This window comes from Singulisphaera rosea, from assembly GCF_054877945.1.
Genome location: NZ_JBTYIP020000027.1, coordinates 63,323 through 80,377, shown reverse-complemented (window position 1 = coordinate 80,377; position 17,055 = coordinate 63,323). Strand labels below are relative to the sequence as shown.

The window sequence follows — 17,055 nt, the reverse complement described above, 5'->3', positions numbered from 1 at the left end:
ATGCGACAGCCGAGTCGAAGGCCGCGGGGCAAGAGTGCCCCACCTACCGGGGGGACGCCCGTGCGGTGTCGTGCGTCTGTTGACGACGAAAGTCGGTGCGTGAGGAGTTGAGACCGGGGTGGCCGGGTCGGAGCGGAGGCCCAGACCGTGAGCCGTGGAGGAACCCCTGGGCGTCGCTCCGTTCCGGACCGGCCACCCTCGTCTCGTCCTGCTCCGATCCTTCCCTCAATTCCAGGGCAACCGGGACCGCCGGCTCCAGTAGTCGGCCGGGGTCTCGGCAAAGAGTCGGATTTCGTCCTCGGCCGCCTCTTCCCAACGGACCGAGGTGGCGGCGAGGTTCGAGCGGAGCTGCTCGACGGTGGACGCGCCGCTGAGGACGACGTCGACCCAGGGGCGGGCCAGAACGGCGCCGAGCGCGATGGCGTCGAGGGTCGTGTCGTTCGACGTCGCGAGCCGCTCGAGCCGTTCGCGAGATGCGGCGAAGGTTGGGTCGTGGTTGCGGGTCGTCAGCCGGCCGTTGGCCAGGGCTTCCTTGATGATGACCCCCAGGCCCGCCGCGTGGGCCGCTTCGAGGACAGGGCCGGCCGAAGGTTCGAGAATATTCCAGGTCGCCTGCACCGCGTCGAACAGTGGCTCGCCCGCGACGACCACGTCGAGAGCCCGTCGGATGGTCTCCCCTTGGCGGGGACCGCTGACCGAGAGGCCCACCTTGATCCCTTCGGCCCGGAGCCGGCCGAGCGCCTCGAGGACCTCGCGGTCCTCGAGCACGCCGCTCTCGAGGGTCGCGGAGTGGATCTGGTAGAGGCCGAGGCGAGGGCCGAGGAGCTCGAGGCTCTCGGCCGCCTGGCGGAGCAAGGTCGGCAACGTGTGGTCTTTGACCTCGTGCCTCTCGGCCTCGACTTCCCAGTCGGCGGTGTAGGTATAGCCCCACTTCGACCCCACCGCCACCTCGCCGGGCGCGAACCCTCGGGCGTTCAGCCAGCCCGCGAGGAAGGCCTCGGCATTGCCGTACGATCGCGCCGCGTCGAAGTAGCGCACGCCCGCCTCGAACGCCGCGTCGAGGACCTCGTGTGCCCTGGACTCCATCAGGGAGACCTCACGCCCGTCCCGGAAGTCCGCGTCGTGGCCGAGGTTGATGTAGCCGGGCCTCCCCAGGGCCGCCAGCCCGAGCCCGACCCGAGAGACGACGAGCCCCGTCTTGCCGAGGATTCGCGAGCCTTCCATCAGACACCACTCCGGACGTTGGGGCGGGACGCCGACGCAAGTCGATCCGGACCGAGGCCGGGCCGTTCGAGGGTGCTCATGATACCGCCGTCCGCTCGAGGGCGTAAACGGCGGCAGGGCGGGAGAGAAAGGACCTTCGGCGAATCCTGGATCCAAACGGGGGCCGGCGTCCCACTACACGAGGGATGGACGCTGGGTGGACCTCCGGGGATCATAAACGGATGCGAGATCAACAGAGTGCGGCCGTATTGAAGGACGTCCGGACCTTGTTCGAGTCGGGGACGGCCGCGGCCCTGTCGGACGGGGAACTGCTCGAGCGGTTCGCGGAGCGCGGGGGCGAGTCCGCCGAGCTCGCCTTCGCGGCGCTCGTGGGGCGGCACGGGCCGATGGTCCTGCGCGTCTGCCGGACGCTCCTGGGGAACACCCAGGATGCCCAGGACGCGTTCCAGGCGACGTTCCTGGTCCTGGCCCGACGGTCGGACTCGATCCGACGGCGGGACTCCCTGGGGAGTTGGCTCCACGGCGTGGCCCGTCGGATCGCCCTGGAAGCCCGCTCGACCCGGGCCCGCCTGGAACGCCACGAACGGCAGTATGCCGAACACGCACCCTCGCCGATCCTCGAAGAGCCCGGCGACCGCCAGGACCTCGCCTCATCCCTCCACGAGGAGCTGGGCCGGCTCCCCGAGCGATATCGCTCGCCGCTCATCCTCTGCGGCCTGGGGGGCCTGACCCACGACGAGGCGGCGCGTCAGCTCGGGTGGCCGATCGGCACGGTGAAGAGCCGGCTGGCCCGGGGCAAGGACGAGCTCCGCTCGCGCTTGACCCGACGCGGACTGACGCCGACGGCCGTCCTCTTCCCGCTCTGGCGAGAGGGGCAAACAATCCCCGTCGGTCTCGTCGACACGACCGCTCGAGCGGCCGTGCAACTCGGCGCGGGCCGGGCCGTCGCCGGCACGCTCCCGGCGGCGGTGCTCGGGTTGGCCCAGAGGGCCGGCCGGGTCGTCTCCTGGTCGTCGTCGGCGTGGATCCTCGGCTGCGGCCTCGTGATACTGGCCGTCGGCCTTGGGTCGGGCCTCGGTGGGCGGGATACGGTGACGCACGAACCGGCGCCTCCCCTGCCGAACGCAAAGGCCCAACGCCTCGCCGCCGCCGCGCCCGCGTCTCCCACGCTTCGAGAACGCTACGAGGCGTTGGTGAAGCGCTACGAACAGGCGAAGGCGGCCGGCGTGGAGCTCCAGGCGAAGGCCGTGAGCAACGAGGAACGCAACAAGGCGTTCCTGGCCTGGACGAAAGTTGAGCTCGAGCAGTATTTCCCCGAATTCCTCGCACTCGCCGAAGAATCTCCCGAAGATCCGGTGGCGATGGAGGCGTTGTGCCGGATCATGGAGTGGGGGGCGAACGGGTATGACTCGTATCCGACGCGAATCGCCTTGTTTCGCCGGACGCTGGACCGACTCGTCAAAGACCACCTCGCCGACCCGAAGCTCGGTCGACTCTGCGCGGGGATGACGCGGTATCCGTCGCCCTTGCGCGACCGGTTCCTCCGCGAGGTCGCGGAGTCGAGCCCGAACCGCCTGGTGAAGGGGCAGGCGAGCCTCGCCTTCGCCGAATACCTCAAGATGAAGGGGGAGTTCGTCGAGACCCTCGGTAAGCTTCCCGCCGAACCCGGCCAGGATCGCTTTCTCCTGGAAATGTACGGACGCGAATACCTGGATCAGCTCCGTCGGGACGATCCCCGGGCCCTCTTGCGGGAGTCGCGGTCCTTGTTCGCGCGGGTCCAGGGGCAATACGGCGACCTCCCGTACGCCCGCCCCGACGGCCGAGTCACCCGGGAAACGCTCGCCGACGCCGCGCGAGCCGGGCAAACGCCGGGCCACTCGGTCGCGCCCGAAGAACGGTTCACCGCCTTGAAAGATGCCTACCAGAAGGCCAAATGGGAGGGCCAGCAGGCCGAGAAGAAGGGGAAGACCAACGAAGAGCGGTTCGCGATCTTCCTCGTGTCGCGGCCGAAATGGGAGGAGTTCGGACCGAAGGTGCTGGCGACCGCGGTCGACTACCCGAGGAATCCCTCCGTCTTCGAGGCCCTGGACTGGATCCTGACGACCAACCCCTATGCGCCCGAGGCCGAGCCCGCCGCGAAGTGGCTCATCCGCGACTTCCTCGACGATGAACGCATGGCGGCGCTCTGCCAGCGGATGGTCGAGGCCCCGGGGTCGCCGGCGGCCGAGGCTTTGCTCCGGGGCGCCGAGGAGCGGAGCCCCCGGCGCGACGTGAAGGGCCACGCCGCGTTCGCCCTGGCTCGCTTGCTGAAGCGGGATGCCGACATGGCGCGGACCTTCAACAACCCGTTGGCGACGATGTGGGCCGACGTCTTCGAGAGGACCTTCGGCCCGGAGCCGGTCAAGCGGCTCCGGTCGAGCGACGCCGAGGCGCTCGAGCGTGAGGCCGAATCACGGCTCGAACGCGTCGCCGAAGCGTTCGGCGACCTCTCCGGCCTCATGACCAAGGGCAACTACACCGGGACGATGGGCGAGGCCGCCCGGGCGGATTTGCTCGAGATCCGCCGCCTCGGCGTCGGCCGCCCCGCGCCCGAGATCGCGGGAGAAGACGTCGAGGGCAAGCCGATGACCCTGGGCGAGTACCGCGGCAAGGTCGTCGTCCTGAACTTCGGAAGCCACGAGTTCTGCGGCGCCTGCCGCGACCTCTACCCCAAGGAGCGTGCTCTGGTCGAGCGGATGAAGGGCCGGCCGTTCGCCCTCCTGGGCATCAACAGCGATGACCATCGCGAACTCGTGAGGGAGGTCATCGCCCGTGGCGAAATCACCTGGCGATCCTGGTGGGACGGCCCAGGCTCTCAGGGCGGCGGCCCGATCTGCCGGGCCTGGAACATCAACGGCTACCCGACGTTCTACGTCCTCGACCATCGCGGCATTATTCGCTCCAAGTCGGACGTCCAGCCCTATCAGACGTCGTTCGACGAGCTTCTCGAGCGTCTCGTTAAGGAGGCCGAGACCGAACGGAAGTAAGTCTCTTCCCCTGAAACCCGGTTTCTTCCGAGAAACCGGGTTTCTGTGGCTAGACGACGCCGTCCCGAGAGGTCGTCGCCGTCGACGGTGTCAGAAACCCGGTTTCTCGGAAGAAACCGGGTTTCGAGACGTACGGAAGGCGAGGTGCCTCGGACCCTCACCCCATGACTTTGATCTCGGCCGTCGCGTCCGGCTCGGGGGCCAGGCCGAGCAGTTGTTCGACGGCGAGGCCGATGTCGTCGGCACGCATCAGGGTCTCGCCGACGAGCATGGCGGAGACGCCGGCGGCTTCGAGGCGTTCGGCGTCCCTGCGGGTGCGGATGCCGCTCTCGCTGACGAGGAGGACGTCGGAGGGGATCCGGTCCCGGAGCCGGAGGGTGAGCTCGAGGTCGGTGACGAAGCGCTTCAGGTCGCGGTTGTTGACCCCGACGAGGTCGGCGCCCGAGGCGAGGACGCGGGGGAGGTTCGCCTCCTCGTGGAACTCGACGAGGGCCGCCATCCCCAACCCGCGCGCCCTGGCCAGCAGGCTGGCCAGGGTCTCGTCGTCGAGGATCTCGGCGATCAAAAGGATCGCGTCGGCGCCGGCCAGCCTCGCCTCGACGACCTGGTATTCGTCGATGATGAAATCCTTGCGCAAGAGCGGGACGGCGACCGACGCCCGGATCCGCGCGAGGTAGGACAGGTGGCCCTGGAAATACGGGGCGTCGGTCAGGACGCTCAGGCAGGCCGCGCCGTGCGCCTGGTAGGCCCGGGCGATGGCGATCGGGTCGAAGTCGGCGCGGATGACCTTCGCCGACGGGCTCGCCTTCTTGACCTCGGCGATCAGTTGGATCGGCCCTGGCCCGGCCAACGCGGCGCGGAAGTCGCGCACCGGCGGCGCCGAGGCCGCCTGGACCTCCATCTCCTCCAGGGGCATCCGGTGCCGGGCCGCCGCCACCTCGCGTCGCTTGGACGCCACGATCTCGTCGAGGATCGTTCCGCTCATGTCAATATCCTGGGGCTTCCTGCTTCGGTGGACTCGGCTCGGGAAATCGCGGGCATCCTCGTTAGCCCGTTGCCTTCTAGGCTGTGTGGCCACGGTCCCATTCTATCCGGGGATTCCAACGGGGACGAGTCGCCGCCGAAGCTGTGGAGCTTTGTCGGCGGCGGCAACAAGGTCGTTTGCCCTTTCGCGTCTATCCTTTGGAGGGGCGGTTGGGTCGTAAAATTGGGCACTATCTCACGACGGATCTTCTTGAGCGGACAGTCTCTTCCGCAATTCCTCCGGGGTCATCTCGAGGAACTCCCCGCAGCTCAACTCCGGGAGTCTCAAGCCGAGCAAGCCGTACGGCGTCTCATCCTTGCGACGCCCAGTCCGAAACCGCCGCAAGTTCCAATACAGACGCTTCAGATCCAGTAACCCCTGCGTCATCTTCCGATGGCGTGCCTGCTGCATCCGCGCCACGCTGTTGACGCATTCCACGAGGCTACTCGCTCGCCACACACCATGGAGCACGGCCCGAACCCGTCGCCACTCCTTACGCCAATCCGCACTGGCCTTCGTCAGTTGGACCGTGCGGACCAAGGCCCAAGCTCCCGTGGCGGCGGATTGCCGCCACGTCTGCCGCCGCAGGCCTTCCAAATCCAACAAGGCCGATAGGACATCGGGGGCTAATCCCAACTCGACCAACCGTCCTGAGACTTGATCCAGGAAGGTGAAACTCTCCCGGCGGAGCAGCAACCGACGCGTCTTGGCCCACGCCGCGCCGTCCAAGGCGGGGAACGATTCCGCCACCACCGCCTCGGCTTGGGCTCGATCGTTGAGCCGACCCTCGGGGGTGAAGATCTCGAACGCCGCCTTGGCCCGTCCCCAGGCCTCCTCGGCGGCCACGGCTTGATCCCAGGCCCGCTCGGCCTGGCGCCATAGCCGAAATGAAGGTGCGGGGGCGGAGCACCGGGCGGACTCGCTTGCCGGAGTGTCAGATATTGAGGTGCCGAAGCCTGACGGCCCGGCGCTGCGGGACGGGTGACGCCGCCGTCTCTCCGGTCGTGCCGGAGGTCACACTCCGGACGTATTCGTCCAGTGCGGACTCCGGGATGCGGATGACCCCCCGGCCGTTCCCGATGCGGCAAGCTTGAATGCGCTTCTGGGCCGGCAATTCGCTCGCCGGCCCAGAAGCGTTCGACGATCGCGAAGGCTTCGACGAGATCGCTGGTCGAGAGGCCCGCCTCGGCGGCCATGCCGGGGAAGTCCTTCGACCAGCATGCGGGCGGGGGGAGGCAGCGGCTCGGAGCGTTCGTGCCGTGAGCTGCGAAGGTTACGGCGAGGTTATTCAGTCTTGTTCTCGCCATAAAATGGCGAACAGGTCGAGTGTCGGGAATCGGAACGGGAGGTCCATGCTCGGGACTTCGCTGATGAGTGCGGCTTCGGCCCTCTGAATGGCCGCGCGAACGGCTCGCGATGATAGCGAATTGGAGGGAAGTATCTGACCACGGGAAGGCCTGGAAACGACGAGGTCGTTGAGCAGCAGCAGCAGACGCCAGTCGCACAGGATGGTCGGATTCTCGGAATCGGCCCGGATTTCCACCCCGACGAGGACGGAACGTACTTGCCCGCCGGAGCCGGTGATGCGGTCGGCCACCCGGAACACGGCGATCGGCGCCGTCAAATCCTGGGCGGGGAGGAGGGTGGCGGCTTTCGTCCAACCGGACGCCTGCAGCAGGGGCCGGTCGATGGCCGGATGACCGACGCCGAGCACCCGGCTCACGGCGTCCGGCGCCCTGTGCCTCCTGTCGAACAGCAGGCCCTCGTAACTCCTCCGCACGGCCGGTGAATCCAGCCATTCCTCCGGCGTCTTGAACGCCAGGCCCTCCTCGTCTTCGCGGATTCTTCGATGGTTGAGGGCCAACATGTTCAGCAGGAAGGGCCGGAGCGCGGGGAGGTCCACGCGCGGTAGCTGGTCGGCTACGTCCTTGAAATCAAACCTGGCGCAGTGGCCGACCAGGTCGCGGACCGTCGCGATCGCGTCCCGCCCGCCGAACCTCGCGGTCTTGCCGTCGAACCAGTCGGAGAGGGATTCCGTGCGGACCGACCCCGCCTCCGAATACAGCTCGGTGAACAGGCTGGGGGCGGCCATCCCCAGCACGAGCTCCATCAGGTCTTCGGGCTGTTCCATCACGCCGCCCAGCGCCCGCATGATGCTCTCGATCTTGGCGTTGAGCTTGTCCCAGATACGCCCCTCGACGGTGTCGGGATTGCGGATGATGACGACCTCGACGGGCCGCTGCTGGCCGATCCGATTCAGTCTCCCGACACGCTGGTGCATCCGCATGGGATTCCACGGGATGTCGACGTGCACCAACGTATGACAGTGATCCTGGAGGTCGATCCCCTCGCCGGCCGCCTCGGTCGAGACCAGGAAACGGACGGTCCCCTCGTTGAAGCGGTCGGCGGCCCGTTCGCGGGGCTCGCGGATGGTAATCACCCGTCCCGTGGAATCGGCCACGCCGTCGGCTTGGCCGTCGCCGTTGATGAAGGTGGCGCATCCGTCGCCGAATTCCCGGAATAGGGCCGAGATGAGGAGCGACTGGGTCGCCTTGTATTCGGTGAAGAAGAGCACGGAACGGCCGGGGAACCTTGTCCTTACCAGCTCGACGATCCGCTCGATCCTCGTCTCACGCTCCACCCTCTCGGCGGCGGCGATCAGTTCCCTGAGCCTGTGCTCCTCTCCCCCCATCAGGCTGAGGCCGGCCGAGCCGGCGGCGATCAGTTCCTCGAGCTCGGCCATCCTGTCGAGGTCCACGCCGCTCTCCGTCTCGCGGTACCGGTCGAGTCGATCCCTGAGCCGGTCGATCTCCCGCCGGGCTTCGCGGATCCGCTCGAGTCGGCCCCGCAGCGCCCGGCGGATGGCGGCGACGGAACTCGAGGCGAGCTTCTGCATCGCCACCAGGACTAGGCCGACCGCCGTGCCCTCGAACCCGCTGAGGGTGCCGGCATAGGCCTTGCCGGTGACGATAAAGTCCGTGAGCATCTCGTAGAACGTCTGCTCGGCGGGCGAGTAGGCGTACGTCTCGTTCATGACCCTGGTTGGCTGGAAGAGCCGGCGCCCGCTCAGGTCGGTAACATTTTGCTTGTTATTACGGATCATCACCTCCTTCAGGTGCAAGATCTGCCCCTCCATCGGCTGCTCGGGGTCGAAGAGGTCGGCCCTGAGCAGCTTGAGGAGCGAGAGGAATCCGTACTCCTTTCCCCGGTGGGGCGTCCCGGTAAAGAAGACCAGGGATCTTATCAACCCGGCCCTGTCCATGCGTTGTATCAGCGTGTGACCGAGGGTCGCCTTGGCTCGCTCCTCGGCGTTGAGCCTGTGGGCTTCGTCGACAATCACGAGGTCCCACGGCTCGCAGGAGAAGAACCTCTGGCTCCGATCCTCGCGGGAGGCGGTCTTGTGCTCCTCCGGGGCGAACGTCCGGATCGTCTCGAGCGAGGCGACGACCTGGTCGTGCGTGGCGAAGTAGGCGAACCGTGCCGTGTCCGCCTCGGCAATGTAGGGGGCGAGGCGGATGTCGAACATCGTGCGCATCCGCGACTGCCATTGCTCGACGAGGGAGGCCGGGCAGAGCACGAGCAGCCTGCGGACCTGCCCGCGGGCCAGCAAAGGCCAGAGGATCAGCCCGGCCTCGATCGTCTTGCCGAGCCCGACGTCGTCGGCAACCAGCCAACGGGCCGGCCACCTCTCCAGGACGCGCCGGCAGACCCAGAGCTGGTGAGGCAGGAGGGCGATCTTCGACCGGGAGAAGACTCCCCAGGCGTCATTCACGGAGCGGATCGCCTCGGCCTGGATTCGGGCGATGACCTCGAGCGGGGCGTCCCATCGGCCCCTCTCCACCGCCTGGAGCGGCGTGACGATGACCTCCAGGTCCGCCTTGGCGCACTCCTCGAGGCCGTGATCGAATCGGACTATCGTGGTCGGCCCCTTGTCGTACTCGACTCGGCCGATCCCGAACTGGCGGCTCCGAACCTGGTCCGCGGGGGACAGCCCCTCGGCAGCGTCCATCAGAAGACCTCCGAGAATTCGTCGTCGGCCTCATCCCATTCGTCCACCTGGCTTGAGCCAAGCAGTTCGTCGAGCACTTCTCGGTTGACCGGCTCCGTCAGGGCGATCAGGGGCAAGTCGAAGTCGCCGTGGAACCGGGCCTTCGTATCGCCTCGGAGTTGCTCCACGAGGAAATCATAAAGCGTGCCCGAGGCCTTGACCCTCTCGGAGGCGGAAACGAAAACCCCATCCAGGCCGTGACAACCCAGCAGCGACATCAGGCGGAGGACGCGGGCCGAGGGCACGTAGCAATGGCGGTGTGCGAGGGGATTGGTGACGAGCCTCGCCCGGACAAGCTCACGCACGACGAAGCAGGCGCCCATACCCAGTGTGCGAGAGACGGGGGGCGGCCCCAGCCCGCCCCCCTGGAACAGGGTCGAAGTCCGCGATACGGTGATTTCATCGAGCTCGAAATCCCCGCGGATCCGGTCGATCGCCATGAAGGTCTCGACATAGTCGTGGAGCCAATGGGCGAGCTGGAAGATGCTCACGAACCTGCCCATCCAGTGCAGGTAAGGGCTGTCTCCGACGTTCTGGTCGAGATAAGCCTTGAGGACCTCCATCCACTGACCGAGGTCGTCCGTGGGCCGCGCGAATACGTCGAGCCAGCCCTCATCCTGGCACTTGACGAGGAAGTTCCGGTGCGCCTCCGCCCGGGTGCGGCCCATGGTGTGCATCGCACCGAGCATCAGCAGGACCATCCAGCCGCGTCGGTCCTCCGCAGACGAGCAACGCGTGATCTCATCCGAAAGGTTCGGGAGACACCCCGCCGGGTACCACTGCCTCTCGTAGTGCGCGACCCATCGTTCGCGGTGGTCGCCCCACCAGTCGTGGATCAACTCGAGCGAGGTTGTCGGGTCGGTGGCTGCACCGCCACCAAAGGCCGCGGCCGGTATGACCTGGGGTTTGGGTGCGATCCCAAGTCGCCCGAGTATGACGACGGCCTGGTTGTGGTCGAACCCCTGGCCCATGACGGCGGCGATATCGAGCCGGGCGAGCCAGCTGCCCGCGAGCTGCCCGACGAGTTGGCCCGAGAGCTCCTGACCGAACTGGCCGCGGAGGAGGTACGTGAGCACCGCCCTGCGCCGGCCGCTGTCGGGGGCGTCCATGGCCCAACTCTTGATGAGGCAGGCGTCGGCACGCAGCCGTCCGCGGCAGGCCAGGAAGAAGTCCCGGGCATCGCCTACATAGTTATGCGCGATGACGGCTCGAGCGGGGGCGAAGGCGGCGCGGAGGCCCTCGTCGTCGTCGCCGGACACCAGAAGTTCTCGCGCGGGGGGCCAGTCCTCATCGCGGGCCTGGAATCGGACGTCGGCCAGGATTTCCCTCAAGGCGTCGATCTCTTGCGCCGCCGTCACGCCCCTCGATGACAGGGCAACGAGGAACTCCGGCGAGATCAGGGCCCCGAGCGTGGCGGCGGTACCGGCATCGGCTCTCGCGTCCGGGCCCAGTTCACATCCGATCGCGGCGGCCAGCGTGACCCTGGTGCAGTCGGGGGGCGAGCCGGGCGCGAGCCTCCCGAGGTCATCGAAGATCCGGCCCGAGACCAGGTCCCCGCGCGGGTGGGCGTCGCGAAACCGAGGCCAGCACGCGACTCCCACATAAACCTCCTCCGAGTCGAGCACACCCGAGACCCTCGCGCAGAGTCGACCCAGCCGGGTAAGCCCGCGGTCACCTCCCCAGAGGCCGCTGGGGAGGGCGTCACACTCCGAAACGAGCCGACGCATCCCGCGATCGGCCGCACCCCAGAACATCGCGCGGAGCAGCGGCCCGTGCGGGTCGTGGTGGCCGACGAGGGGTTTGCCCAGCCGCTCCCAGGCGGACTCCCAGAACGAGAGCGGCGAGGCACCCTCGCGCAGGCCCAGGGCCCGAGCGAATCCTTCCCAATTGTCGCCGCCTCGCCGGTGGAGGGTGACGAGGACTTCGCCGACCTCCCGGCCCGCGACGGCGGCGATCTCGTCGTTCCGGCCCGAGGAGTAGGCGAGTTGCGAGCGGCCCACGTCCAGGTCGAACGGCGCATTCACGGCGAAGCCGAGCCGTTCCGCCTGCCGTGTCGGGCCGGTAACCCAGAGCGTTGGCCAACCGGGAGGGAGATCCTCGACCCCATCCCGGCCGATCGCCAGCGCGGTCGCCGACAGCTTGCCGCGGAGCACCAGGACGCGCCCTGGCCTCGGGCTCGGCAACGCGCCGGCCTCCGCTCCCGGCACGCCCTCGATCGGCTCGGGATCCCATCGGTAAGCGTCGGTCCGTCCGTCCTCAAAGCGAATGACGCAGGAGTGGATCTCGCGGCCGAAGACCGCCAGCAAGGGGGCCGACTCGCAGAAGCGGCCGAGGACCTCGCCGACCTCGACCCCCTCCAGGGGCAGCTCGACGATCGTGCCGTCCTGCCTCGCCGGCCCGAGTTCCCGGAGACGCTCGCGAAGCGACTCGCGACCCTCCCCGAGGGCCTTCGGGAAGAGGCCGCCGACGACCTCGAACGCCAACCGATCGCTCAGGACTCGCGGCCGGCCTGTCGCCAGGAGGACGCTCTTGAACCCCAGGCCGAATTTGCCGGTCGTCTGGTCGTCGCCATGCCCCATGTGCCCCTTGTCGGACCAGCCAAGCGAGAGCATCTTCTCAAGGTCCTGGTCGAATCCGCGGACCGGATCGTTGAAGCCCGCGGCCTGGTGGCGGTTGATCGCGCGGCCCCAGGAGGCGAACCAGAGGGAGCGGCCGTCGGTGTCGACGACGAACCGGCACGTCGAGTCGTCCGGCGGCCTGACGTCCGCCAGCAACACGCGGAGCTCGGCCACCGAGTCGTCGGCGTTCTGGAACAGCTCGAATGGGATGGAGTCGAGCGTGTATTGATTCGTCCTGATCCGGGCGCGGACGGCGTCTAGGCAGTGCCGTTGCGCCTCCGCGTCGGTCTCGAGCAACCTGCGGAGCCCGTCGCGAGCGATCCGCTTGCGTTCCTCGGCCCTGGACCGCCGCTTCTCCTCCATTGGTTCCAGCTGGGCGAGCTCGCGCTTCGCGTCATGCCAGTCCCGCAGGACGGAAGCGATCGGTTCGCGGTGCCTGAGGCCGAGGTTCTGGAGGACGGTCGGGAGGTCGTCCTGCAAGCCGAGCTGAGCCATCGCGAGGTCCAGCTGCTCCCCCTGGGCCAGTTTGCCCCAGACCTCGTGGAAATTCGATATCGTCTGACGGTCGACGACCTCGAGCAACCGACGCGCGGTCTCTCGAAGGACGGAGACGGGGTCGAGGCCGTCGGAAAGCCGTGTCGGGTTGACCCGTCGGATCCGGATCCGGAAGTACCGTAAGCCGTCGTGTTCGCCGAGGTAGTCGTGGGGGAGGAGCAGGTCGTCGAATGCTTGCCGGATCGGCACCTCGATCGGCCGGCCGAGCAGGTTGGACACGCGGGTCCGGTCGCCGTCGGCCAGTTCGATGATGGTGCGGCGCGACTTCATCGCCTGGGTAATGCTGATGCCCGCACCACCGCAGCGAGTTCCTCGAATCATGAACGGTTGTGAGCCGTCCCAGGAGAGGTTCTCGCGGAGAGGTTCGGCCTGGAAGTTTCCCAGGAAGTTACGCGCCAGCTCGGCCAGCGGGGGGGCGTCGCCGAGGAGCGCGATCAGGCCGCCGACAAGTTCTCGAGGGACCGAGGGAAGGCATGCCCACTCCTCGGCATACGCGTCCAGGGCGCTGGCCCCGAGCCGCAACTCCTCGTCCAGAGAGCCTACTCCACCGGTCCATGGACCCGTCTCGTCGGGGGTCGTAGAGACCGCGACGGGATCACCTGGCCGGTGGACGTGTGCCGCGAGGATCCCGGCCAGGTCGGGATGGAGCAGGCAAGACGGTTCGACCCCCTCGGCGGCGATGGCGAGGGCGGCGGCGCGCCCCCAATGCTCTGCCATGCTGAGAAGGGGGATGTGGGCGAGGATCGGCCCGATCTGGCCCGCCGTCGTGGCGGCCTCGAGATAGCGCCGATACCACACGAGGAAGTGGCCCCTCTCCGTCAGCGGGGCGTCCGAATGGCGTCTCGCCAGGTAGCCGAGGACCTCCGCGGTGCGGGTTTCCGGGACCTCTCGCAACAGGGCCGGGACGAGCCTGGTCTCGATCGCGGCGTCCTGGTTTTCGCGGATCGCCCCGACCCCGGCCTGCTCCCGCAGCAGCGGGAAACACGTCATGACGGCGCGTGGGGCGTCGGCAAATACGGAGCGGATGCCGACGAGCGACACCTCGTCGCGACGCAGCGGCCCGATCCGGTAGCGTTCATCGAGGGCCAGGACCCGGCCCAATCTCTCCAGCGCGTCCCCCAGGTTCGGAAACAGACCCGGGACGACCTTGTTGGCGAGGAAAGGGTCCGGCAACTCGAGCGCGGAGATCACCTCCGATTCGTCCACCTCCGCGTCGGCCAGCGCCTCGCGGATCACCTCGTTCAGGGATCGCGAGTTGACGACCTGCTGGGGTGAGACGGGCCGGCCTGCCCGGGTCGCGATCCAACGGGTCGATCTGAGGGAGTTGGAGAGGTGAGATGGCACCTCCCCGATCGCGGCAAGGGCGTCGAGGACCGTCTTCCAGCGGCGGTGGGGGGCCGGCGCCTTGAGGATCAGGTCGATGACCCCCTTGGCGTCGAGGGAGGGGGGATGGATCTCCCGTTGCTTGTGCGCAATGGCGGGATTGCGATCGGGCTCAAGGACGATGACGTTCTCGGCGAGGTCGCCGTCGATCGGGAAATTGGCCCGCCAACGGCACCGGTCGTCGATCGAGACTCGGAGGCCCTCGTTCGTCCGATGGATTGGCAGGGCTCTGATGACCCCGAAGTCTGCCGCCTTGCACTCGTCGATCAGGGTGCGGACCTCGTCGTCGGACAGGTCGGCGAGGTCGAGGGAGGCCGGATCGGACGAACCCAGGAGCTCGATGACGCCCGGGCGGTCGAGGGGCCGGACTCCGAGCGAGACCCTCTGCTGGGCGTTGAGCCGGTCGGCCAGGTCACGTGGTATTACGCGCCAGCCGCCCCCCGTTCGTTGCAATGCGCGGGACGCGAGCCGCGCCCAGATCGGCGCCATCCCGGAATCCGACTCGTAGTAGAGCGGGGCGTCATCGGAGAACCGATCGGGCGTCGCGTGGAGCAGGTAGCGCAGGGACTTCCTCTCCTCCCGGACATCGTTGGCCCTGAGGACCGCGAGGAGGGCACCTAGCAGGGCGCCCCTGCGCTCCGGCAACTCGACGAGCGGGGGCGTGGACTCGAGGAGCATCAGGCAGTTGAACGGGTCGCAGTCGGGGACCACGTTGCGACCGAAAGCCGCGTCGGCGATCCGGCGGGAGATGGTGATGAATTCCCCCTGTGGCCCGTCTTGCAACGCCCCCAGGAGCGGCCCGCTGAGCCCTTCCGCATCGGCGAACAGCCGCCCGGCCCGCAGCGCCTTGCTCAGTGCCTCGCGACCGACGAGGCTCGCCACTCCTTCGCAGCCGGCCCGGACCGGGAAGATCGGGACCTTCGCAAGCCCATCCCGCGGCGATCCCGACTCGGCCCGCGAGATCCCGACGACCTGGCAGGCGATCAGGACACGGCCTTCGAAGAAGGCGTCCTCCCTTGCGGATGACGTCACGGCCAGCAAGCGCGCGAGAAGGCCCTCCGTCACCTCCGGGGGCGGGTCCGCCCCGCCATTCCCGATCGGCGTGACGAGCACGGAACAGCTCTCCTCCCAGAGCGCCTCAACGAGTGGACCGGCGACGTCAAGGGGGATGGAGCCGAGATCGAGGCCCAGCTTGCAGTCGGCGGGGAGCAGGGCAAGGCAACGCTGGACCAGCTCCTTCTGGCGCATCACCGCTGCGAGCTTGAGCGAGGCCATCCCCTGTCGAACGATCTCCCGCACTCGACCGGCCGCCGTGGACGTCGAGGCGCTGCCCCGGGCGACCTCCACCGTGCGGACGAACAGGGCCAGGCGCTTCGGCTCGGCGAAGACAGCGGCCGCATCCAGCTCCAGGAGTCGCAGCAACACCGGCTCGGGCCAGGCCGCCCGGCGATCCTCTCGGAGTAGGCCCGGCCACTCCGTGTAGGTCGCGCAGAAACCCTCTTCGCAGAGCCCGGCCAGGGACGGGAAAACGGCTTCAAGGGAGGGCTCTGCCTCGGTCGGTTCGGGGATCTCGCAGGCATCCGTGTCGCCGCCCACGATGGTCCAGGCGGCGCCGGAGGGGCCGTGGCGGTAGACCCACTGGTGACGGCGGCAGATCGACCGGCGGTACCCGGAATAGAAGTTCGAGTCGTAGATCGCCGACGTCAGGTCTCGCAGCACCCCGGCCCGTTCCTCCGGGGCGAGAGACGTCGCGAATGCCTCGAGGGCGGGGATGACGAGATCGAGCGTCCCCTCGTCCCGGAGCAGGTCGTTCCACCGCTGACGCAGGGTCCGCTCCTCCGCGGCGTGTCCGTCCCCGAAGTCGATCGCGACCCGCCCCGCATCCACGAAGAAGCGGCCGTGCAGCGTGAGGGTGACATGGTGGGGACTGCTGAAAAATCGCGGGGGTATCTCCGGAAGCTGGACGGGGAGGTAGGATGCCCAGACGATGTCGAGCCTGCCCCGCGGGCCTTCCGATGGCCTCGAGACGAAGCAGGCGGCGGCGTGTGCGACGGCCGGCTCCGGCCTCGCGATCGATCGCCCGCGGGTGACGCCGGACGAGGGGAGCGTGAGCGGCCGGGGCCAATCGTCCCGCTCCGACAGCTCCCCGAACCGGGGGTCGTCCACCAGGCGTTCGAAGCCCGTGAAGGACACAGTCAGGGGCCTCGGGTCCCGGAACTGGTCGAGTCGTACCCGGCCGTTCAGGGGACTCCGAACTGGGTCAGCGCCCGGCTTGATCGACGCGCGCTGGCAAGGAGGATCGATCCTAAGGCCCGAGACCGTTTGCAGGAGACCGTCGGGGGCTTCAACCCAGCAGCGGACCTCCACGACATGCTTCAGGAGGGGGAGTAGCCGCGCCACTTCAACCTCGAAGTCATCCGGGAAGATGCCGGGGTGGGGACTTCCCTGGTCGCCGGGATACTCGGGGATGATCGCGCTGTGGTTGTCCCCGACATGACACTTCCGCCTGAGCGGCACCCAGAGGCAGAACCAGTGGTTCGGGCCGATGACGAGGCCCGGCTCGGCGCGGCCAGCGGCGAGTACCGGCATCAGCTTCTCGCGGATCAGGCACTGATCCGGCTCCGCGAACCCGTCCCACTCGGGACGGAACGACTCGACCGGCTCCTTGCGGGCCGTCCACGGGTTCTGCACGTCGTTCGGCCTGTACCTCTCGTCTTCGAAGGTGGACGACGAGAGGTAGAAATAGACCTCGCCCAGGTGATGGATGCTCTTCAGCCCGAGGCCGAATTTCCCGATCCGCCCATCCTCGCCCGCCTTGTCGCTGAGCCCCAGTTGGGCGATCGAGCGGGCGTTCCTCGCGGTGAACTCGCCGTCGTTTAGGATGAAGACCGCGGGGCCGCCGGCGAGCAATTCGTGCTGCGCCCCGGCCAGGCCTCGCGTCCATCCGATGTCCAGGCGCGTGGCGCCGGCGTCATCGGCATTCTGGAGGAGTTCGCGTATGACGGCGAAGCCGTGATATCGTTGGAGGACGTCCCTTAGCTGATTGATCTGGCTTTCGATGCTCTGTTCGTAGCCCATCGGCGTCCCGTTGGGGGAGAGCGATGCCGGCGCAGGGTCGGTGTTATGCCACGATCCGCGATCGAGTCGCTGCACTCCGGCGTGCCGATTCATATTATC

6 protein-coding genes are annotated in these 17,055 nt (G+C 68.1%); 1 reads left to right on the top strand and 5 read right to left on the bottom strand.

Features of this window, described 5'->3' with window-relative positions; translation table 11 throughout:
• Positions 1–225: 225 nt before the first annotated feature.
• Positions 226–1,224 carry an aldo/keto reductase gene (locus ACYOEI_RS31945; RefSeq protein WP_462853917.1) on the bottom strand — a complete coding sequence of 333 codons (999 nt, stop codon included), beginning with the start codon at positions 1,222–1,224 and terminating at the stop codon, positions 226–228.
• 221 nt (positions 1,225–1,445) lie between these two features.
• On the opposite strand from ACYOEI_RS31945, the gene ACYOEI_RS31940 reads away from it, so the two are divergent.
• Positions 1,446–4,250: a sigma-70 family RNA polymerase sigma factor gene (locus ACYOEI_RS31940; protein WP_462853916.1), complete on the top strand. Its 2,805-nt coding sequence runs from the start codon at positions 1,446–1,448 to the stop codon at positions 4,248–4,250.
• Between the two features lie 157 nt (positions 4,251–4,407).
• Here ACYOEI_RS31940 and trpC read toward each other — a convergent pair whose 3' ends face one another.
• The 4 genes from trpC to ACYOEI_RS31920 form a co-directional block, all read right to left on the bottom strand.
• Positions 4,408–5,235, bottom strand: coding sequence for an indole-3-glycerol phosphate synthase TrpC (gene trpC, locus ACYOEI_RS31935; protein WP_462853914.1), 828 nt, complete (start codon positions 5,233–5,235; stop codon positions 4,408–4,410).
• Between the two features lie 234 nt (positions 5,236–5,469).
• On the bottom strand, positions 5,470–6,120 hold the full coding sequence (locus tag ACYOEI_RS31930) for a hypothetical protein (protein ID WP_462853912.1): 651 nt from the start codon (positions 6,118–6,120) through the stop codon (positions 5,470–5,472).
• 442 nt (positions 6,121–6,562) lie between these two features.
• On the bottom strand, positions 6,563–9,283 hold the full coding sequence (locus ACYOEI_RS31925) for an SNF2-related protein (RefSeq protein WP_462853911.1): 2,721 nt from the start codon (positions 9,281–9,283) through the stop codon (positions 6,563–6,565).
• On the bottom strand, positions 9,283–17,049 hold the full coding sequence (locus ACYOEI_RS31920; protein WP_462853909.1) for a sacsin N-terminal ATP-binding-like domain-containing protein: 7,767 nt from the start codon (positions 17,047–17,049) through the stop codon (positions 9,283–9,285). Before ACYOEI_RS31920 ends, ACYOEI_RS31925 begins: the two co-directional genes overlap by 1 nt.
• Positions 17,050–17,055 lie beyond the last annotated feature (6 nt).

Excerpts from the sequence above, each read along its gene's own strand:
- ACYOEI_RS31920 (WP_462853909.1), bottom strand. The coding sequence starts at position 17,049 with ATGAATCGGCACGCCGGAGTGCAGCGACTCGATCGCGGATCGTGGCAT.
- trpC (WP_462853914.1), bottom strand. The coding sequence starts at position 5,235 with ATGAGCGGAACGATCCTCGACGAGATCGTGGCGTCCAAGCGACGCGAG.
- ACYOEI_RS31945 (WP_462853917.1), bottom strand. The coding sequence starts at position 1,224 with ATGGAAGGCTCGCGAATCCTCGGCAAGACGGGGCTCGTCGTCTCTCGG.
- ACYOEI_RS31925 (WP_462853911.1), bottom strand. The coding sequence starts at position 9,283 with ATGGACGCTGCCGAGGGGCTGTCCCCCGCGGACCAGGTTCGGAGCCGC.
- ACYOEI_RS31940 (WP_462853916.1), top strand. The coding sequence starts at position 1,446 with ATGCGAGATCAACAGAGTGCGGCCGTATTGAAGGACGTCCGGACCTTG.